This is a genomic window from Roseicitreum antarcticum (assembly GCF_014681765.1).
In the GTDB taxonomy this organism is placed as follows: Bacteria; Pseudomonadota; Alphaproteobacteria; order Rhodobacterales; family Rhodobacteraceae; genus Roseicitreum; species Roseicitreum antarcticum.
Window position 1 is genome coordinate 1,561,653 of sequence record NZ_CP061498.1, and the last position, 19,991, is coordinate 1,581,643.

The following is a 19,991-nucleotide window of genomic DNA, read 5'->3' on the forward strand; positions in this document are numbered from 1 at the left end:
GGACCGGATGGCGCAACTTCGCGGCGCCTTGCGCGGTCCCTCGCCCGTATGGCGCCAGCCACGGGCGTCCAAATTGCGCAAAACGGCCACCGCGAAGTGGCCGTTTGCAAAAATATCGCCCGTCAGGCTGCCACGCGATCCGGGGCGATCCGGGGCGATCAGCCCGGAGGGGTTGCAGTGGTCGTGCCGCTGGTGCCCAGTGCGCCCAGGGGGGCAACGGTGGCGGTGGTCAGCGAGCTGCTGATCGTGGTGCCCAGACCGTTGACGCCAGTGCGCACGGTCGACACAACAGCGATACCCAGGCCCACGATCGCGGCGGTCAAAACGACCCAGTCGACGGTCACGGCACCGGATTCATCATTGTGGAATTCTTTGATCAGATTGAACAGTTTCATAATTTCTCTCCAGGTTTTGAACGTTTCTGCCCAGCTTCGGCGGGTCTGCTCGGGGGCGCATTTGCCGGTGTCCGATCTCCGCTTGGCTGAGGCTGTTTTGCTGTCGAAGCGTGGCTGGAATATGGCAGTATTCGTACCTTTCCATGAACGAGACCTTAATTGGCGGGACGAAAACACCGCCCGGCGTGGCATTGACCCGCGCAGCAAAACAATTGGCCTATCCCTTGTTTTACTGTACCTTTATCGGAAACATAAAAAATCAGGCAGCCCATTGATGCAGTATCCCCCCCCCGTGCAGCGAATCTGCACGCCTTGGCCCGCGATGGGTGCGGCGGTGCTCATGATTGCCACAATTGCCGCCAGCCCCGCGCCGTCCCAGACCCCGCCGGGGCATGAGGACTTCACGTTCCGCCGCATCGCCCCGGGTACCAGCAGCGGCGGTCCCCGGATCACCGTGCAGATCGACCCCGCAGAACAGGCCCGCCGACTTGCCGCGGCGCCGCGCGTGCCCGCACCACAGGTCGCGCCCACCACACCCGGCGCCGCAACCACCACTGGCGCGCATGGCTGGTTCTGGAACGTGGTGTCGCCCGACATCACGCAGGGCGCGGGCCGCTTCGCGCAGGCGGTGAATGCCGTCGGCAACGCCCCGCCCGGCAGCGGCCTGACCGCGCCGCGCATGCAATTCATGCAAGACATCGCTCAGGCGCATGGGGCGCAGATTCTGCGCGCCACCATCGGCACGCAGGTCTCGCCCGCGCTGGTCCTTGCGATCATCGCGGTGGAATCGGCGGGCCAGCCAAGGGCGGTCAGCAGTGCCGGCGCGCAGGGGCTGATGCAGCTGATCCCCGCGACCGCCGCACGCTTTGGCGTCAGCGACAGCTTTGACCCCACACAAAATATCGGCGGCGGGGTGCAATACCTCGACTGGCTGATGACGCATTTCGACCGCGACGCGGTACTCGCCGTTGCGGCCTATAATGCGGGCGAAGGGGCGGTGCGGCGCAACAACGGCGTGCCGCCCTTCGCCGAGACGCGCGATTATGTGCCAAAGGTACTGGCCGCCTGGGCCGTGGCCCGTGGCCTGTGCGTCACCCCGCCCGAACTGCCCAGCGACGGCTGCGTGTTCAAGGTCGGTCAGTCGGGGTAACGGCCCCAGCCAGCGCCAGGGCCTGACTGCCCCCGATCAGACCGTCAGATCCGTCGGCGCGTCCAATCCCTGCGCCCGGCACGCGGCGGTGACGGTATTGGCCAGCAGGCAGGCGATGGTCATCGGCCCCACCCCGCCCGGCACCGGGGTGATCGCGCCCGCCACCTGCACCGCGCCCGCGAAATCCACATCGCCCACCAGCCGCTTCTTGCCGTCGCGCTCGACCCGGTTGATGCCCACGTCGATGACGGTCGCGCCGGGGCGGATCCAGTCACCGGGGATCATCTCTGCGCGCCCGACGGCCGCCACCAGAATATCAGCGCTCCGGCAGACCGCCGCCAGATCGCGCGTGCGGCTATGCGCCAGCGTCACGGTGCAATTCTCGCCCAACAGCAGTTGCGCCATCGGTTTGCCCACGATGTTCGACCGCCCAACGACGACCGCATTCAGCCCCGACATGTCGCCCAGATGGTCGCGCAGCATCATCAAGCAGCCCAGCGGCGTGCAGGGCACCATCGCCTTCTGCCCGGTGCCCAAAAGCCCGACATTCAGGATATGGAAGCCGTCCACATCCTTGGCCGGGTCAATCGCATTGATCACCAGATCAGCGTTCAGATGCGCGGGCAGCGGCAATTGCACCAAAATGCCATGCACGGCAGGGTCCGCGTTCAACGCGGCGATCAGCGTCAGCAACTGCTCCTGACTGGTCTCGGCGGGCAGCAGATGTTCAAAGCTGCGCATCCCGGCCTCGACCGTGTGTTTCCCCTTTGAGCGGACGTAGACGTGGCTGGCCGGGTCATCGCCCAGCAGCACCACCGCCAGCCCGGGCACCAACCCATGCGCCGCCGAAAGGCGTCCCACATGCGCCGCGACCCGGGTCCGCACCTGTGCCGCGAAGGCCTTTCCGTCGAGTATCGTTGCCGTCATCTCTGCCCCGTCCTTCCCGCAATCAACTTGTCGGTGTCGTCATGCCACGATCATGGTGCCGCGACCATCTTCCCGCGACCATCTTCCCGCGACGGGCAATCCGCCGCGCAACTGCACCCCGCGCCATGGTGATTCTTGTCATCGGAAGCCACTGGGTGCGCGCAGCGTCGGCATAGATCAGATCGGCGGGGGATGCAGCCCGCATTTTGAACCAGAGAACTTGGATCCGTTGCGCCGTATGCGCACGGCAGGCACTGCACGCACCACAATCCCCCGCATTGCACCGGCGGCCAGCCGCAGCTGCGCGTCACCGGACGGCACAACGCAAAACCCCGGCGCTCTCGCACCGGGGTTTTGCAATTTCGCTCTCAGCAACGGCCGCGCCGTCCTGAAGGCGCCTTGTCGGCGGGTGAGCCTGCCGAAGACGATACCCTGTCCTCAGCCCCCTGCCCCGTTGGCCGGCATGCCCAAGGTCTCCTGACGCAAGCCTGCCGTGTGACACGGGCTAAGCATGGGGCGCCGCCCTCGCCCTCACTCAGGCAGAGGGTTCAGGCTCCAGCCCGCCGTCGCCGCGCGGGGTGCGGGGCTTGGTCTTCGGGATCGAAGCCACCGAGGGGGTCCCGCTGGAGGCATCGCTATCGTCCTCATCCCGGCCAATCGGCTCGCCACGGATGATGCGGCCGATTTCAGGCCCGGTCAGCGTCTCATATTCCAGTAGCCCATTGGCCAGCCTGTCCAGCTGATCGCGGTGGTCGGTCAGGATACGTTTGGCAGTTTTATACCCTTCGTCCACCAGCTGGCGCACCTTGTCGTCGATCGTCTTCTGGGTCACGCTCGAATGGTTCGACCCGCTGCCATAATTGCCCAAGTACGATTGCTGCTCATTGGCGTAATCGACATACCCAAGGTCAGGGTCGAAGCCGAATTGCGTCACCATGGCGCGGGCGATCTTGGTCACCTGCTGGATGTCGCTCGACGCGCCCGAGGTCACGTTCTCCGGCCCAAACACGAGTTCTTCGGCCACCCGTCCACCCATCGCCATGGCGATCTTGGACTTGTACTTGGTGTAGCTGACGCTCAACTGGTCGCGTTCTGGCAGCGAGAGGACCAGCCCCAGCGCGCGGCCGCGCGGGATGATCGTCGCCTTGTGGATCGGATCGTGCTGCGGAACGTTCAGCCCGACAACGGCATGGCCAGCCTCATGGAAGGCTGTCAGCTTCTTCTCATCATCCGACATCACCATCGACCGGCGCTCGGACCCCATCATCACCTTGTCCTTGGCGTTCTCGAAATCGTCCATTGTCACAAATCGACGGCCCAGCCGCGCGGCGGTCAGTGCCGCCTCGTTCACCAGGTTGGCCAGATCGGCGCCCGAAAAGCCGGGCGTGCCGCGCGCAATGATGCGCAGGTCAACATTCGGGCCCAGCGGCACCTTGCGGGCGTGGACGCCCAGGATCTTCTCGCGCCCCTTGATGTCGGGATTGGGCACCTGCACCTGGCGGTCAAACCGGCCCGGGCGCAGCAGCGCTGGGTCGAGCACGTCGGGGCGGTTGGTCGCCGCGACGATGATGATCCCCTCATTCGCCTCAAAACCGTCCATTTCGACCAGAAGCTGGTTCAGCGTCTGCTCACGCTCATCGTTGCCACCGCCGTAGCCCGCGCCGCGCGACCGGCCCACGGCGTCAATCTCGTCGATGAACACGATGCAGGGCGCGTTCTTCTTCGCCTGTTCGAACATGTCGCGCACCCGGCTGGCGCCGACGCCAACGAACATTTCGACGAAATCCGAACCCGAGATGGTGAAGAACGGCACACCGGCCTCGCCCGCAATCGCGCGCGCCAGCAGCGTCTTACCAGTCCCCGGAGGACCCACCAGCAGCGCGCCTTTGGGGATTTTCCCGCCCAAGCGGCTGAATTTCTGCGGGTTGCGCAGGAATTCGACAATTTCTTCCAGCTCGTCCTTGGCCTCGTCGATGCCCGCGACATCGTCGAAGGTCACGCGACCGGACTTTTCGGTCAGCAGCTTTGCCTTCGACTTGCCAAAGCCCATCGCGCCGCCGCGCCCGCCACCCTGCATGCGGTTCATGAAGAAGATCCACACGCCGATCAGCAGCAGGAACGGCAACCACAGCGAGATCGCCGACAGGAAGCCAGATTGCTCCTGCGCGCGCGCATCAATCGCGATGTCGGACGCCAGAAGCCGTTCGGTCAGGTTGTCGCCATCTGGGCGGATCGTGCTGTATTGCTGGCCGTCGGTGCCGGTCACGATCACCCGCTCGCCATCCAGCGTCACCCGCGACACCGAGCCGTTATCAACCCGGCTGATGAAATCGGAATAGCTGATCGCCCGCGCGGAAGAGGTCCCCTGATTGTTGCTGAACAGATTGAACAGCGCCAGCATCAGCAGAAACAGTACAATCCAGAATGCGAAATTACGCATGTTGCCCACTAGGCATCTCCTTTTACCCGTCGGCCATGGTCTGACCGCTTATCGTTAAGATAGAGATAACTTCGCCCGGTTCAATGCGATAAAAGGCGTGCCCGCACGTCACTTTCGGTTTCAGTCGTGAAAATACGCCAGTTTTCGCCCAAACCGGCCAGCGGGGCGGCAATTAACCGCGCATCGCGCCAGATGGCGGGGCCTGCGATCAGCGATGGGCGCGGCAGTCCGGTCGCCCGCCATTCGGGGCAAAGCGCCAGCCCCGCGGGGCCCAGCGCGCGCACTTCCCAGGGGCCCGCACCGGCTGGCGCCGCCACCTGCCAGCGGCCATCCCAGCGCTGGCCGGGGGCTGCCACGGCTGCGCGCACCGCCTGCCATTCGCGCGTGATGCGCAGCTGCGCGCCGCACAGGATGCGCGCGCCATGCAGCGTATCGCCCTGCCCCGCCGCCAGCCGGTCGCACAGCCGGTGCAGCGCCGCCAGCCGGGGCCGGTACGGCGTGTTGCCGACCACACACAGCGCATGCGCCAGCAGCCGGTCGCGCAGATCGTCGGGCAAGGCCATCAGCGCCGCGCGGTCCAGCAGCACGTCGCCCCGGTCCAGCCGCAGCATCCCCTCGGCCGCGGCAAAGGCTGTTTGCGCCAGCGCGCCACGCGCCCGCGCCATGCGCGCCGCCGTCTGCGCCAGCCCCGCCGCATCCAGCCCAAGCGGTGCCAACGCGGCCAGCGCCTGGCGCGCGCGCACCCTGTCAAAGCGCGTATCGTCGTTCGACGGGTCATCGACCCAACCGACCCCACGCGCGCTCAGATGGTCGCGCAGCGCGGCGCGCGGCACCTCCAGCAACGGGCGCAGCCACACGACACCTTGCGCCTGTCGCGCCGCCGCCATGCACGACAACCCATCCACGCCAGAGCCGCGCGCCAGCCGCATCAGAAACGTCTCGGCCTGATCGTCTTGCGTATGACCCAGCGCCACATGGGACAGCCCGGCCGCCTGCGCCCATGCGCCCAGCAGCCGGTAGCGCGCCGCGCGCGCAGCGCCTTGCAGATTGCCGCGCGCAGCGCCCCCCTGCGTCCAGCGCAGCACCGCGCAGGGCAGGCCCAGGTCAGCGGCAAGACGCGCGACGAAGGCCGCCTCCTGCGCCGCCGCAGCGCGCAACCCGTGATCCACCGTTGCCACATGCAACGCCACGCCATGCGCCTGCGCCCAGCCGTGCAGCACCAGCATCAGCGCCACGGAATCCCCGCCGCCCGACACCGCAACGCCCAGCCGCAGAGGCACTGTGCCTGCCAGAAGGCCATGCATGGCGCGCGCAACATGGTCAGGCAGCGCCGCGTCAGGGTGTGAAGAGGAAGCCTGCGGGTCAGAGATACGCGCCGCAATTCGGCCAGCGTCAGGAAGATCGGCCTCGGGAAAGGGAGGTTCAGAAAGGCCAAAATCGGGCAGGACATATTCAGGAAGGACGGAATCGGAAACGCCAGAATCGGAAAGGCCGACAGCCGACCCGCCAGATTGTCGGGACGCATTTTCAGGCGCGCCGGCACCGATATGCCCCGGCGCGCAATCGCCGGGGTCGTGCAACGCCCCTTCCCCCGCATCCAGCGGCAGGTCATCGCGGGACGCCGGGCGCCCGGGCTTTGGCCCATCTGCCCCTTGCCCCTCAGGCATCGGCCATCTGCCTGCGGCCAGCGCGACCGGTCACGAGCAGGACAGCTCTGCCATCCGCCCCTGCGCCTCGGTCGCCTCGGCGCTGCCGGGGAAACGCAGGCTCAGTTCATCGAACATGATGCAGGCTTCCTCGTTCTGGCCCAGCGCATTCAGGTTGATGCCCAGTTGCAACAGCGCCGCCCCGGCGCGCGGGCCATCGGGGGCGGCGGTGAACGCGTCCAGATAGGCGCGCGCGGCATCCGACGGGTTACCCTCTGCCGCATGGGCCTGCCCCATCAGGAACCCCGCATCGACGCTCAGCGGCGATCCCGGGTAGGTGGTCAGAAAGTCCTGAAACCCCGCGACCGCTGCCGCATTGTCGCCCGCGTCAAACGCGGCACGCGCGGCATCAAACGCGCGCTGCTCGCCCGTTGCAAGTTCGGGCGCGGGTTCCGCGCCAGCGCCGCCGCCGGTCACCGCCGCATCGGGCAGCCCTTCGGCACCCGCGCCGCCCAGAAGCGACGTCTGGCCCAATTGGCTGACGTCACCGCCCTCCAGTTCAACCAGACGGAACTCCAGATCCCCGATGCGGTTGGTGGCATCGGACACGATGGTGTCGATGCGGAATTCCAGCCGCTCGGTCAGGCCGGTCAGCCGGGTCAGCTGCGCCTCGATCCTGTCGGCACGCTCCAACAATGAGCCGCCGATGCCGAACTGTGCCTGCCCCGGGTCCACCGCATTGCCGCCGCTGCTGGTCGCCAGCTCGGCGCGCAACTGCGCAACATCCCGCGTCAGCGTCACCAGCTCGGCCCGGATATCAGCCAGCGTCGCCGCATCTGCCGAAGCCTCCTGCGCCAGCCCCGATACCGGGGCCAGCAACAGCACAAGTCCGAACGCCCAGATTTTGCCCCGCATCATTGCCCCCTTACCCAGACAGGCCCGACGAGATCACCGTGACCGCGCGGCGGTTCATGTCCCAGCACCGCTGCTGCGCACAGGCTTCGACCGGACGTTCCTTGCCATAGCTGACCGTGCGCAGACGGCTGGCCGAAATGCCTTGCGCCATCAGGTATTGCTGCACGGCGGCGGCACGGCGCGCACCAAGGGCCACGTTGTATTCGCGCGTGCCACGCTCATCCGCATGACCCTCGACGATCACCGCGAATTGCGGGTTGTCGTTCAGCCAGCGGGCCTGACCGCTCAGTACCTGCCGGGCGCCGTCATTCAGCGTGCTCTGGTCCACCTCGAACAGCACGCGGTCACCGACACGCTGCTGGAAATACGCTATCGACGTGGGGTCGTTCACATCGCCCAGCCCCCCGCTGACGATGCCGCCATTCATGCCACCGGCACCAAAACCGCCATCATCCATGCCACCCCGGTTGGGGTTGTTGCAGGCCGCAACCGCGAACGCGGCCATGACCAGCAGTGCTTTTGTTGTCAGGTTCATATCGTCAGTCCTTGTTGTTCCGGCGGGTCAGGGCTGTCCTATCACCGTCCGTCTGGTTTGAAAACGCCGCCCCGCGGGACGGAAACATCGCGTCACGGCAGCAACGGCGACCACGCGGGGTCGGATGCCGGGCCGGGGGTGGGCACGCGGCGCAGGTTGCGCCCCGAAATATCCACCGAGTAAATCGCAGGGTCGCCGCCCGCCTGTTCGCGGGCAAACATCACCACGCGGCCATTGGGCGCCCATGTCGGCCCCTCGTCAAGGAACGAGGACGTGAGCAGCCGCTCCTGGCTGCCATCGACCCGCATCACCCCGATGTGGAACCGGCCCTGGCTGGACTTGGTAAACGCGATCAGATCGCCGCGCGGCGACCAGACCGGGGTGCCATAGCGCCCCTGGCCAAAGCTGATGCGCTGCGCCTCGCCGCCCGTGGTCGGCATGATATACAGCTGCGACGTACCCGAACGGTCGGATTCAAACACGATTTGGCGGCCATCGGGCGAAAAGCTGGGGGCCGTGGCGATCGAGGGCGCATCCGTCAACTGATACCGCTGCCCGTTGGACAGGTTCAGCACATAGAGGTCGGTATTTCCGCCAATCGACAACGAATAGACCACGCTCTGCCCGTCAGGCGAAAAGCGCGGCGCGAAGGTCATGGTGCCGGGCTGGTCGCCCACCTGCTGACGTTGCAGCGTCGCGACGTTCATCAGCGTGATGCGCGGAAAGCCGGATTCGTAGGAGGTATAAAGGATCCGGTCGCCACTGGGCGAGAAACGCGGCGCAAAGACCAGCGCGCTGCCATCCGTCAGGAAAGACACATTCTCGCCGTCCTGATCCATGATCGCCAGCCGCTTCACCCGGTTTTCACGCGGCCCCGATTCCGACACGAACATCACCTGGCTGTCAAAATACCCGCCCTCGCCGGTGATCCGGCCATAGACGGCATCGGACACCTTGTGCCCCATGCGCCGCCAACTGTCCGCACTGCCCGCGAATTGCAGGCCATCGCCCAGTTGCTGGCCCGACACCACGTCGAACAGCCGGAATTTCACCGTCACCTGGTTGCCCGACACTTCGACCGCGCCGGTAATCAGCGCCTGCGCGTTGATCGCGCGCCAATCGGCATATTGCACGGGGGCCGAGAAACTGCCGATCCGCGCGATATGCGCCGAGGCCGGGATCTCGCGGAACAGCCCGGTATTCGACAGGTTGGCCGCGATAACCCGCGCCACGCCCGCGGCATAGGGGGCTGCAGCGGCGTTTTCCGCGATGAAGTCGGGCACGGCAAAGGGCATCGGTTCGATCACGCCCTCAGTGATCTCGATGCGCAGCGGGCCGGTGGATTGCGCGCGGGCGGGCGCCCAGGTGGCGACTGCAGCCAGTAAAACGACGCTCAGCGTCATAAGGGCCAGCAATACACGCCGCCGGGTGCGGCCATCCTTGCGGGGTGGCAGGGTCAGCGAAGGGATCATCGGAACCTCATGCTTTCAGGGTTGAATGTCATTTCTATATCACGCCACTGGTCATATTTCTCGGTCGGCAGGCCGAAACCTGTCGCCCCGCAGCGCAAGATTGCGCGACGGGCCGCATCAAAGGCCTGCTGCGCAGCACCTTCCGACCCGCCCGAGAACCGCACCATGCGCAGCGAACCCCCTTCGGGCACCGCATCGGGCGTCATCGAGAAGCCGATGACCACCGTGGTATTCAGCGCCTCGGACGACAGCGCGCCGACGTTCCAGCATTGCTGCACCGCCAACCGCAAGCCGTCCTGTTCCCCTTGGGTCAGCGGCGGGCCAGAGGCCACTTCGGCCGACGATTGTCCCATCGCCGCCGCCAGGGCCGCACTCGTATCAATCTGCCCGGCGGGTTCTGGTTCCTCGGACGGCTCAGGTTCTGGCGCAGGTTCTGGCGCAGGTGCCGGGGGTGTCGGGGCAGGTTCGGGTTCGGGCGCTGGCTCGGGCGCAGGCTCGGGGGCAGGCTCGGGGGCAGGCTCGGGGGCAGGCTCTGGTTCGGGCGCAGGCACCGGCCGATCCGGTCGGGCACGTGGGCGCTGGCTGGCATCGGGCGCGGTGTTGGGGCGCGTGGGCACGGCCTCTTCATCCGTCTCGGTTGCTTCGGTCACGATCTCGGTCGTTGCGGCGGCGCGCGCGGTGGCCTCGGCCTCTTCTTGCGGCACGGGGCTGGGGTCGGCTTCGGCGTCCGGCACCACGGCGGCGCGGTCCTCCAGGTCGATCCGCGCCTCGGGGTCGGGCGTGGGGGCAACCTCGGGCGCCACCCGGTCCACCGGGCGCTGCGTGGGCCGTTCGGTCACCGCGGGCGGCGTGACCGGGCCGGGATTGGGCGCGACCGGGGGCGGCGCGACGATGGGTTCGGGCTCCGGCGCAGGTTCAGGTTCCGGCGCAGGTTCGGGCGCAGGTTCAGGTTCCGGCGCGGGCGGCGGTGGCGCGGGCTCTGGCTCTGGCGCAGGCGGTGCCGCATCAGGCACTACCTCGGGCGCCGGGCGGCGCACGACATCGGACAGCGCCGCGAATTCTTCGGTCGTGACAATGGACACATCGGCGACCGGCACCGACACAGGCGTATCGGGCGTGCTGAACAGGTCGCCCACCATCACCCAGCCGATCAGGGCGACATGCGCCACCGCCGAAATTTTCTGCCCCGTATCCATGCTCATTAAGACCTTACTGGCCCGCCCGGTCGTTGAGTGTTCCGTCCAGGGTCGGGCCACCCGTATCCGTCACCAGCCCGATATTGTTGAACCCGCCGCTGTTCAGCGCGCCCATCACCTGCACCACGCGCTCATACGGGATCGCCCCGTCGGCGCGCAAAAACACCTTGTTGTCCGTCCGCTCTGCCGCAATCGCACGCAACTGCCCGATCAGGTTGCCGCCCTGCACCTCGGTCGTCTGGATCAAGATGCGCCCATCTGCCGTCAGCGTAACCGACAGCGGCTCTTCTTGTTCCGACGGCAAAGCCCCGGCGGATGTGCGCGGCAGTTCCACCGGCACGCCCACGGTCAGCATCGGCGCTGCCACCATGAAGATGATCAACAACACCAGCATCACATCCACGAACGGCGTGACGTTGATTTCCGACATCGGCGCGGCGCGGCTGCGCCCCCTGCGCCGCCCGCCGCCGCCGCCTTTTACAACTCCGCCCCCCATGATCAGCCGTCCAGCTGGCGCGAGAGGATGGTCGAGAACTCGTCCGAGAACGCCTCGTAACCGCCGATGATGCCCGCGCTGTCATCATTCAGCTTGTTGTAGAAAATCGTCGCCGGAATAGCCGCCAGCAGCCCCAGCCCGGTGGCCAGCAGCGCCTCGGCAATCCCGGGTGCCACGACGGCCAGGTTGGTGGATTGGGCCAGCGCGATCTGCTCGAACGCATGCTTGATCCCCCAGACCGTGCCGAACAACCCGATGAACGGCGAGGCCGAACCCACCGTTGCCAGGAACGTCAGCCCCTGCGTCAACGCGCGCGCCTCGCGGTCGATCGCCACATTCATCGAACGGTCAATCCGCGCCACCGCGCCGGTGATCAGCCCGCCATCCTGCCGGTGCGACCGCCGCCATTCCAGCATTCCCGCGCAGAAAACGCGTTCGGGCGCCGTGGCGGGGTCGGGGCCGATCTTGTCGAACAGCTCATCCAGCGGCTCGCCCGACCAGAAGGCTGCATCGAACCGCGCGGCCTCAGTGCGTGCCCGGCGAAAGCGCAGGTGTTTTTGAAAAATGATGCCCCAGGCCCAGAACGAGGCAACGATCAGCATGATCATCACCAGCTGCACCGTCAGGGTGGCGCGCGCAAAAAGCGCAAGAAGCGAAAAATCAAGCTCCTGCGCCAGTGCGAGGGTTTCTTGTTCCATATGACTGCTCACTCAAAAAGGATAGGCTGCCTGACTGGCAACTCTGATTTGCGCACAACTTACAGAAGTTTTCGGCCCAGCGCCAACACAAGGCTGTCAGACTGGTGGATTTTCGCCCCAAGACGCGATTTGTTGCCGAAAGTCATCAGGGAATCGTACCGCGCGCCCCCTCAGCGTCATACAAATAAGCGTGAGCGTCGCGGTGAACAGGCAATCCCCACCGCGCCACACCTCTTGGCGCAAACGCAGGCGCGCACCGCGCACTGCATCCGCGCCGTCCAGCGCCGTCGTGACCGTCAGTTCATCATCCAACCGGGCGGGCCGCAGGAAATCCGCCTGCAGGGCGCGGACCGCGAAAACCACGCCCGCGCCCTCTTTCAGCGCGCGCTGATCGACGCCCAGCGCGCGTACCCATTCGCTGCGCGCGCGCTCCACGTACTTCAGGTAATTGGCGTGATAGACGATCCCGGCCATGTCGGTATCCTCGTAATACACGCGGCAGGTGAAGCGGTGCGCAATCATGACGTGCCTTGGTTCGGGGGCCTTGGTTCGGGGGCCTTGGTTTGGGGGCCGGGGTGTGCGGGCCGTGGTGTGCGGGCCGGAGTTTGCGGGGCCGGGGTTGGGGGACCGGGAGTGCGCGCCAGCTTGGTCAGCACCGACATGGGGTAAACCTGACCCCGCAGGCGGCGCAACGCAACCCCTTGTCGGGCACCGATAGCGCCCAAACCAGCCTCAGCGTATGTATCAAACCCATACCGGAACCATACCGTTTCCAGACCCGGATTTTCCAATAAAACAAGGGGAAAATGTCGGGTTTCGCCGCACGGGCGGTTGCGCCGTTAAACCTTCGGTAACGTGTCGGGTTCAACGTGAATGGGCGCAGCCTGACGCCGCGCCCCCAATACGTCCTAAACCCCAGCAAATGAAGGGGCTCTCACCTGCAATCAGTCAAACATATCCGGCTGCGTCGCCTTCAACTGCTCCCAGATCGGCTGGAAATGCAGCCATCCGATGTAGTCGCTGCCCACATGCTCACGTGAATAGCGCGCCGATTCGGCCTTGATGAACACTGGCGCAATCCCCGTCGCCTCGATCATCAATTCCTGCTGGCAGCACCGTTCCAGCGCGATGAACCAGAAGGCTGCCGCCTCGATACTGTGGCGGCTGGCGGTCAGTAATCCGTGGTTTTGATGGATCGCGGCTTTCACATCCTTGAACGCCGCCGCGACGTCGTTCCCGGCATGCTGTTCCACCGCAACCTGCCCGGCATGGTCGCCGATGATCACATGATCCTCGAAAAACGCGCAGGCATCTTGCGTGATCGGGCGGATCGGACGGCCCAGCGCGGCAAAGGCCACACCATATTGTGTGTGCGCATGGCACATCGCAATAATATCTGGTTGCGCCTCATGCACATTGGCGTGCAGCACAAAGCCCGCGCGGTTCACCGCGTAATTGCCTTCGATCACCGTACCGGCATGGTCCACCAGGATCAGGTTCGACATCTTCACCTGACTGAAATGCACGCACATCGGGTTCGTCCAGTAAAGTTCCGGGCGCTCTGGGTCGCGCACCGTCAGGTGCCCTGCAAAGCCATAATCCAGCCCGTGCAGCGCAAACGCCCGGCACGCGGCGACCAGCCGTTCCTTGCGGTGCTGGCGCTCTTGCGCCAGATCGCCGAATTTCGGCATGTATGGAAATGTCAGCCCGTCTTGCTCAGGCTCATAGATTGATACGCGGTTTCCCAAGGCAACCATTACGTGCTCCTCCAACAATGTTGCTTCCCCGCGCCTGAGTATGACAGCCGTTTTGCATTGCGCAAGCAGCGCGGTGCCTACCCTTGGCGGCAGCGTGCCGCATCAAGGCACCAGCGTTCAACCGTCACGAGATCATAGGGCAACGCCTGCGCCATCCCGCCCTCAAAGTCCTGAAACGCTTGCATATTGTTGGAATGCACCCCCAGAAGAACCGGAACATCATTGCCCAGTGCCTCGGCGATCAGCGGGGCAAAACCACGGCCAAGGGCCTCTTGCTTGCCAAATTTGTTCAAAATTAACACGTGTGTGTCATGATCGAGGTCACGCCCCACTGCCATGACCGCCGCCTCCAGCGCGCCCGGGTCCAGGCGGCACCCCTGCGCACCTGCGCCAAGCCGCTGACTGATAAGGAATTCACCGCCACTTAGTATTTGCAACCGCATTTCCCCACGTGACAGCCCCGCCCCACCAAGGGTGCGCTGCACCGCACCAGCAACGCGCAGCCCCTGCGCCTTCATGGTCTGCGCCACCAGCGCCAGAAACACGTCCAGCGCGCCGGGGCCGGGCGCTATGACATAGCCCAACCGCATCACCGCGTCGCCGTGATGCGCGGCGCCGAAATCGCCCCGGACCACAGCGCCCCCAACCTGCTAAGCGCAGACCTCCTCTGTCCGGACCGACGCACCTCAGACCACATCACCCCCAGACCACATCGCCAAGAAAGATATACCCCGCACCATAGATCGTCTTTATCAACCTTGGGTTGCGCGGATCTTCCCCCAACTTCGTCCGCAACCGAGAGATGCGCACATCCATCGCCCGGTCAAAACTCTCGCCAGCCATACCACCCAGAGATTCCTGCATTTGTGCCCGCGTTATCAACCGCTTTGGGGAATCGAGGAACAACCGCAGCACCTCACCCTCTGCGTGTGAAAATGCAACTTCGGCGCCCGCGTCGCTGACCAGAAGATACCGCTCGAAATGCGCGGTCCATCCGTTGAACCGCGCAGTGTCCGGCGCGGCCCCTACGGCGTTGCGTCCCCGCCGCAGCCGGGCGCGGATGCGCGCCACCACCTCGGCGGGGTCGAAGGGTTTGATGATGTAATCATCCGCCCCCAGTTCCAGCCCCGTCACCCGGTCCTGCACCTGCGCCCGGCCAGAAATGATGATGATCGTCGCCCCCGATTCCAGGGCCAGCCGGTGCACCAGCGCCAACCCGTCGCGGTCCGGCAGACCAAGGTCCACCAGGCAGACATCAGGTGCGCTGCGTTTCAACGCCGCCTCGAATTCCGCCGCCCGCGCATAGGTTGCGGTGCGGAACCCCGCATCACACAGAGCCTGCGCCAGCATGCGGCGGATCTCGGGCTCATCATCCAGAATCGCGACCAGCGGTTGCATCATCATCTTCCTTCCGCGGCCAGATGCGCCATCAGCTCATCACGGCCAAAGGGTTTGCTTATGACGGGAAATTCCGCCGCAGCCTGCAGGCGCAACCCGTCGCGCAGCGGGCGCGAGGTCATCAGCCGTACCACCGCACGCCCCGTGTCGCGCACGCGCCGGCCGAGGTCCAGTCCCGTCATGCCGCCGGGCAGGTTGATGTCGGACAAGACGATCTCGACCCCCGGCAGCTCAGCCAGTTGCGCGGCCTCCACCGCTGTCGCGGCCTCGATCACCGTATGGCCCAGGTCGCGCAACATCGTGCGGATCTCGGCCCTGATCTCGGCGCTGTCCTCCACCAGCAGCACCAGTTTCGGCGTCGCATCTGCGCCCACGCTGCGCAGCGGCAGCCGCAACGTCACGACGGCGCCGCCACTTGCCCGGTTGGCCAGCCGCACATTGCCGCCCGCCAAAGTCGTCTGATCGAAGACCATCGCCAGCCCCAGCCCCGACCCCTCGCCGCCCTTGGTCGTGAAAAACGGGTCGAGGCCGCGCTCCAAAGCCTGCGCGCTGAAGCCCGGGCCGGTGTCCTCCACCTGCAATTCCAGCCAGGTGTCCTGCACCCGCCGCGCCGTCACGCGGATCCGCCCACCCGCCGTGCCGATCGCATCGCGGGCGTTGAGAATCAGGTTCAAAAGGCTGTCCTGCACCGCACCCGCATCCAACAGAAGCAGCGTGAAGCGGTCTTCCAGCAGCACCATCAGATCGGTGCCCGCATACAGCGCCGGACGCGCCATCATGCTCAGATCTTCCAGCAACCGCGCGATATCCGTCGCCCCGGGCTTCAGGTCGCGATGCACCGATATCTGCGCGATCCGGTCCAGCAACGCCCCGCCGCGATGCGCCGCCGCGACCGTCGCGCGGACCATATCGGCCTGATCGGCGGGCAGATCAGTCTGCCGCAGCATACGTCCCTGAAGCCCCATGATGATGGTCAGCAGGTTGGCAAAATCATGCGCAAGGCCACTGGACAGGCTGGCCGCCAATTCGCGTTTCCGGGTCTGGGTCAGGGCGGCGCGGGCCTGCGTTTCCTGGGTCACATCCATCGACAGGACGTAGATGCCGTTGATCGGGCCTGCCGCCACCTGGTCCGGCGTCAGCGCCAGCCGGATACGCCGCCCGCTGGCGTCGTCGGTGAACTCATAGACGCTGGAGGTGCCATCCAGCGCACCACACAGATAGGGCAGTATCTTGTCGAACGCGCCCCCCAGCGCGTCACGGGCGTGCAGCCCCACGATGTCACGCGGCCGCCCCGGCATGACTGAGGATAGGCGGCGGTTCGAATAGGTATAGTGCATCTCCCGGTCCATATGCGCGATATGGGCGGGCATCATTTCGGTTGTCAGGCGGGTGCGCGCCTCGATCTCGGTCAGATCGCGCTTGGCTTCTTCCAGGGCGGCATTGGTCGCGGCAAGCGCGCGGTTCGCCGCACTGAGCCGTTCGGCATGGGCAAGGACCTGATCGGACAGCTCCTCGGAACGGGCGCGCAGCAGGCGCTCCTGATGCTTGATCTCGGTGATATCGGTATAGACCGTGACCCAGCCACCCGGCGCCAGCGGCGCGCCTTCGACCGAAATCCAGCGCCCATTGGCGCGCTGCCGCTCCATATAATGCGGCGCGAAGGCGCGCGCGGCCTCGACGCGCTGACGCACCGCCGCATCCGGGTCGGCCTGCGGCCCATATTCCCCGCGCCCCACAAGGTAGTCGATGGTATCTTCAAACCGCGCGCCGGGGGTAACCAGCCAGTCCGGCAGGTCGAACATTTCCTGATAACGCTGGTTGCTGACCGCCAGTCGCAGATCGCTGTCGAAAATCGACAGGGCCTGCTGGATCATGTTCAGCCCCGCCCCCATCAGCCGGATACGAAGATCGCCCGATACTGCCATGCTGCCCCCCGTTGCCCCTTTATACGCGCGATTTCGCGGCGCGATAGCCCCGGGGAAGGCCTTAGCCAATTCGCAGGGCCTGAAACAATTCGCAAGGTTTGCGCAAAACTGAAGCAAAACTTGACGCGCAAGAATATTACCAAGCCTAATGGGCGATGAGGATTCGAGATGCATGCCCGGCGGGGAGGCTTGGCGCATCTCGACACCGGGGAGAGAGGGAGACGCGCGTGCAGCATCACACGGTTGCGACGGAAGGCCTGCATTCGGTGCCGCATCTGCTGGCACGCAACGCGGCCCGCTACGGCGCAAAACCCGCCTATCGGGAAAAGGAATTCGGCATCTGGCAAAGCTGGACATGGGCCCAGACTGCCGATGAAGTCCGCGCGCTGGCGCTCGGGTTCATTGCGCTTGGTGTGGCGCGGGGCGATTATGTGGCCATTATCGGGCGCAACCGTCCAGCGCTTTACTGGGCAATGGTGGCTGCGCAATCGGTAGGCGCGATCCCCGTGCCGCTGTATCAAGACGCAGTGGCCGAAGAAATGACCTATGTGCTGGAGCATTGCGGCGCGAAATATGTCGTCTGTGGCGATCAGGAGCAGGTCGATAAAGTCATCGAGGTGCAGGAAAAGGTCAGCTCGATCGAGCAGATCTTGTATCTGGACCGCCGTGGAATGCGCAAATATGACCATTCCAGCATGAATGCGCTGGATGATGTGACGGCCGAAGGCCGTGCCGCGCATCAGCGGCTTGGTGCCGAACTGGACGCGCGGATTGGCGAACTGACCTATGACCATACCTGCGTGATGCTCTACACTTCGGGCACGACGGGGCGGCCAAAGGGTGTCGTTTTGTCGAACCGCAATATCCTCGAGACCTCACGCGCGTCATCAGAGTTTGATCGCCTGCAACCAGGCGACGAGATTCTGGCTTATCTGCCAATGGCCTGGGTCGGGGATTTCATCTTTGCGATCGGTCAGGCCTATTGGACCGGGTTCTGCGTGAACTGCCCCGAGAATGCATCGACCATGATGACCGACCTGCGGGAAGTGGGGCCGACGTATTACTTCGCCCCGCCCCGGATCTTTGAAACCCAACTGACCACCGTGATGATCCGGATGGAAGATGCCTCGCGCTTGAAAAAATGGGTGTTCGACAACTTCATGGCGCATGCCCGGCAGGTTGGTCCGGACATTCTGGATGGCAAGCCGGTCGACCTGTTCAGCAGATTGAAATACGGTCTGGGCAATATTCTCGTTTATGGCCCGCTGAAAAACACGCTGGGCTTCTCGCGCGTCCGCGTGGGCTATACTGCGGGTGAGGCGATCGGCCCCGAGATTTTCGATTTCTACCGCAGCCTGGGGATCAACCTCAAACAGCTGTACGGCCAGACCGAAGCGTCAGTCTTCATCACCCAGCAGCCCGATGGGCAGGTGCGTTCAGATACCGTCGGCGTGCCCTCGCCGGGTGTCGAGGTGCGGATCGGCGAGAATGGTGAAGTCTACTACCGCTCTCCCGGGACCTTCGTGGAATACTACAAGAACGCCGACAGCACCCGCGACACCAAGGACCCCGAGGGGTGGGTGGCCACGGGCGACGCCGGTTTCTTCGAGGAACGCACCGGGCATCTGCGGATCATCGACCGCGCCAAGGATGTGGGAAAAATGTCAGACGGGCGCATGTTTGCGCCAAAATACGTCGAGAATAAGTTGAAGTTTTACCCCAACATCCTGGAGGCTGTTGTGTTTGGCAACGCACGCGACCGCTGCGTGGCCTTCATCAACATCGACCTTTCCGCTGTCGGCAGCTGGGCAGAGCGCAACAATATCGCCTATTCCAGCTATCAGGAACTGGCAGGCCATCCGCGCGTGCTGGAAACCATTCAAGCCCATGTCGAGGCCGTGAATGAAAGCGTGGCGCAGGACGAAATCCTGTCGGGCTGCCAGATCCACCGCTTCCTGGTGCTGCACAAGGAACTGGATGCCGATGACGGCGAAATGACCCGCACACGCAAGGTGCGCCGCCGCATCGTGGAAGAGAAGTTCGCCGACCTGATCGACGCGCTTTATGGCGGGAAATCAAACGTCTACACCGAAACCGAAGTCACATATGAGGACGGGCGCAAGGGCCGCATCACCGCAACGCTGGACCTGCGCGACGCCCGCGTGGTGGGTAACTCGCACAGGATGGCCGCAGAATGACCCAAACCGCAACAAGCGAACGGCCAGACGACGGCTACATAACACAAGACGGGCGCAAGATCGGCGGGATGCTGATGGAGATGCGCAATATCACACTGCGGTTCGGCGGCGTGGTGGCGATCAAGGATATCAGCTTCAACATCCGCGAAGGCGAAATCCGCGCGATCATCGGGCCAAACGGGGCGGGTAAATCCTCGATGCTCAACGTCATCTCGGGGTTTTATCACCCGCAGGAAGGCGACGTGATCTTTCGCGGCGAAAAACGCCCCCGGATGAAGCCCTACCAGGTGGCGCGGCTGGGCATCGCGCGCACATTCCAGAACATCGCATTGTTCGGCGGGATGTCAGTGCTGGACAATATCATGACCGGTCGGCTGACGCACATGCGCGCAGGGCTCGTACAACAAGCGCTGTGGTGGGGCAGCGCCCAGCGCGAAGAGGTGAAAAACCGCGAGAAGGTCGAGAAGATCATCGACTTCCTCGAGATCCAACACATCCGTAAAACGCCCGTCGCACGCCTGCCCTATGGGTTGAAAAAACGCGTCGAGCTGGCGCGCGCATTGGCCGCCGAGCCGAAACTGCTGCTGCTGGACGAACCGATGGCTGGCATGAACGTCGAAGAGAAAGAGGACATGTCCCGCTTCATCCTCGATGTAAACGACGAATTCGGCACAACGATTGCACTTATCGAACATGATATGGGCGTGGTGATGGATCTGTCCGACCGTGTGGTGGTGATGGATTACGGCAAGAAGATCGGCGATGGCACGCCCGATGAAATCCGCAACAATCAGGCCGTGATCGACGCCTATCTGGGGGTGGCGCATGACTGATCCCCGCATC

The 19,991-nt window shown here is 64.7% G+C and carries 18 protein-coding genes; 3 read left to right on the top strand and 15 right to left on the bottom strand.

Annotated elements, in window-relative coordinates; all coding sequences use genetic code 11:
* Window positions 1-158 precede the first annotated feature (158 nt).
* Complete coding sequence (locus H9529_RS07385) at window positions 159-395, bottom strand: Flp family type IVb pilin (protein WP_092887686.1); 237 nt, start codon at window positions 393-395, stop codon at window positions 159-161.
* Between the two features lie 322 nt (window positions 396-717).
* Between H9529_RS07385 and H9529_RS07390 the strand changes: the two genes are divergently transcribed.
* On the top strand, window positions 718-1,545 hold the full coding sequence (locus H9529_RS07390; RefSeq protein ID WP_092888200.1) for a lytic transglycosylase domain-containing protein: 828 nt from the start codon (window positions 718-720) through the stop codon (window positions 1,543-1,545).
* Window positions 1,546-1,581: 36 nt separating this feature from the next.
* On the opposite strand, the gene folD is transcribed toward H9529_RS07390, so the two are convergent.
* The 14 genes from folD to H9529_RS07460 form a co-directional block, all read right to left on the bottom strand.
* The gene (gene folD, locus H9529_RS07395) at window positions 1,582-2,472 is read right to left on the bottom strand and encodes a bifunctional methylenetetrahydrofolate dehydrogenase/methenyltetrahydrofolate cyclohydrolase FolD (RefSeq protein WP_092887683.1); all 891 of its coding nucleotides are present in this window, start codon (window positions 2,470-2,472) and stop codon (window positions 1,582-1,584) included.
* Window positions 2,473-3,007: 535 nt separating this feature from the next.
* Window positions 3,008-4,921, bottom strand: a complete 1,914-nt coding sequence (gene ftsH, locus H9529_RS07400; RefSeq protein WP_092887680.1) for an ATP-dependent zinc metalloprotease FtsH — start codon at window positions 4,919-4,921, stop codon at window positions 3,008-3,010.
* A 71-nt stretch (window positions 4,922-4,992) separates the two neighbouring features.
* The gene (tilS, locus tag H9529_RS07405; protein ID WP_223814329.1) at window positions 4,993-6,579 is read right to left on the bottom strand and encodes a tRNA lysidine(34) synthetase TilS; all 1,587 of its coding nucleotides are present in this window, start codon (window positions 6,577-6,579) and stop codon (window positions 4,993-4,995) included.
* A 30-nt stretch (window positions 6,580-6,609) separates the two neighbouring features.
* A complete protein-coding gene (ybgF, locus tag H9529_RS07410) occupies window positions 6,610-7,476 on the bottom strand; it encodes a tol-pal system protein YbgF (RefSeq protein ID WP_317889643.1) in 867 nt (288 codons plus the stop codon).
* A 7-nt stretch (window positions 7,477-7,483) separates the two neighbouring features.
* Window positions 7,484-8,008: a peptidoglycan-associated lipoprotein Pal gene (pal, locus tag H9529_RS07415; RefSeq protein ID WP_092887677.1), complete on the bottom strand. Its 525-nt coding sequence runs from the start codon at window positions 8,006-8,008 to the stop codon at window positions 7,484-7,486.
* Window positions 8,009-8,100: 92 nt separating this feature from the next.
* Window positions 8,101-9,480, bottom strand: a complete 1,380-nt coding sequence (tolB, locus tag H9529_RS07420) for a Tol-Pal system beta propeller repeat protein TolB (RefSeq protein WP_397544889.1) — start codon at window positions 9,478-9,480, stop codon at window positions 8,101-8,103.
* Window positions 9,477-10,682 carry a hypothetical protein gene (locus H9529_RS07425; RefSeq protein ID WP_439822944.1) on the bottom strand — a complete coding sequence of 402 codons (1,206 nt, stop codon included), beginning with the start codon at window positions 10,680-10,682 and terminating at the stop codon, window positions 9,477-9,479. Before H9529_RS07425 ends, tolB begins: the two co-directional genes overlap by 4 nt.
* Window positions 10,683-10,689: 7 nt before the next feature.
* Entirely contained in the window at window positions 10,690-11,172 is a 483-nt protein-coding gene (gene tolR, locus H9529_RS07430) for a protein TolR (protein WP_092887674.1), read from the bottom strand.
* 2 nt (window positions 11,173-11,174) lie between these two features.
* Window positions 11,175-11,870, bottom strand: a complete 696-nt coding sequence (gene tolQ, locus H9529_RS07435) for a protein TolQ (protein WP_092887671.1) — start codon at window positions 11,868-11,870, stop codon at window positions 11,175-11,177.
* Window positions 11,871-11,966: 96 nt separating this feature from the next.
* Complete coding sequence (ybgC, locus tag H9529_RS07440) at window positions 11,967-12,389, bottom strand: tol-pal system-associated acyl-CoA thioesterase (protein ID WP_092888188.1); 423 nt, start codon at window positions 12,387-12,389, stop codon at window positions 11,967-11,969.
* A gap of 425 nt (window positions 12,390-12,814) precedes the next feature.
* Entirely contained in the window at window positions 12,815-13,627 is an 813-nt protein-coding gene (locus H9529_RS07445) for a class II aldolase/adducin family protein (RefSeq protein ID WP_092887668.1), read from the bottom strand.
* Between the two features lie 77 nt (window positions 13,628-13,704).
* Window positions 13,705-14,262: a DUF2478 domain-containing protein gene (locus H9529_RS07450; protein ID WP_223814330.1), complete on the bottom strand. Its 558-nt coding sequence runs from the start codon at window positions 14,260-14,262 to the stop codon at window positions 13,705-13,707.
* 61 nt (window positions 14,263-14,323) lie between these two features.
* Complete coding sequence (locus H9529_RS07455) at window positions 14,324-15,031, bottom strand: response regulator transcription factor (protein ID WP_092887665.1); 708 nt, start codon at window positions 15,029-15,031, stop codon at window positions 14,324-14,326.
* A complete protein-coding gene (locus H9529_RS07460) occupies window positions 15,028-16,950 on the bottom strand; it encodes a PAS-domain containing protein (RefSeq protein ID WP_092887662.1) in 1,923 nt (640 codons plus the stop codon). Before H9529_RS07460 ends, H9529_RS07455 begins: the two co-directional genes overlap by 4 nt.
* 227 nt (window positions 16,951-17,177) lie before the next feature.
* On the opposite strand from H9529_RS07460, the gene H9529_RS07465 reads away from it, so the two are divergent.
* Window positions 17,178-19,148, top strand: a complete 1,971-nt coding sequence (locus tag H9529_RS07465) for an AMP-binding protein (RefSeq protein ID WP_223814331.1) — start codon at window positions 17,178-17,180, stop codon at window positions 19,146-19,148.
* Complete coding sequence (locus H9529_RS07470) at window positions 19,145-19,981, top strand: ABC transporter ATP-binding protein (protein WP_092887656.1); 837 nt, start codon at window positions 19,145-19,147, stop codon at window positions 19,979-19,981. Before H9529_RS07465 ends, H9529_RS07470 begins: the two co-directional genes overlap by 4 nt.
* Window positions 19,982-19,991: the final 10 nt, after the last annotated feature.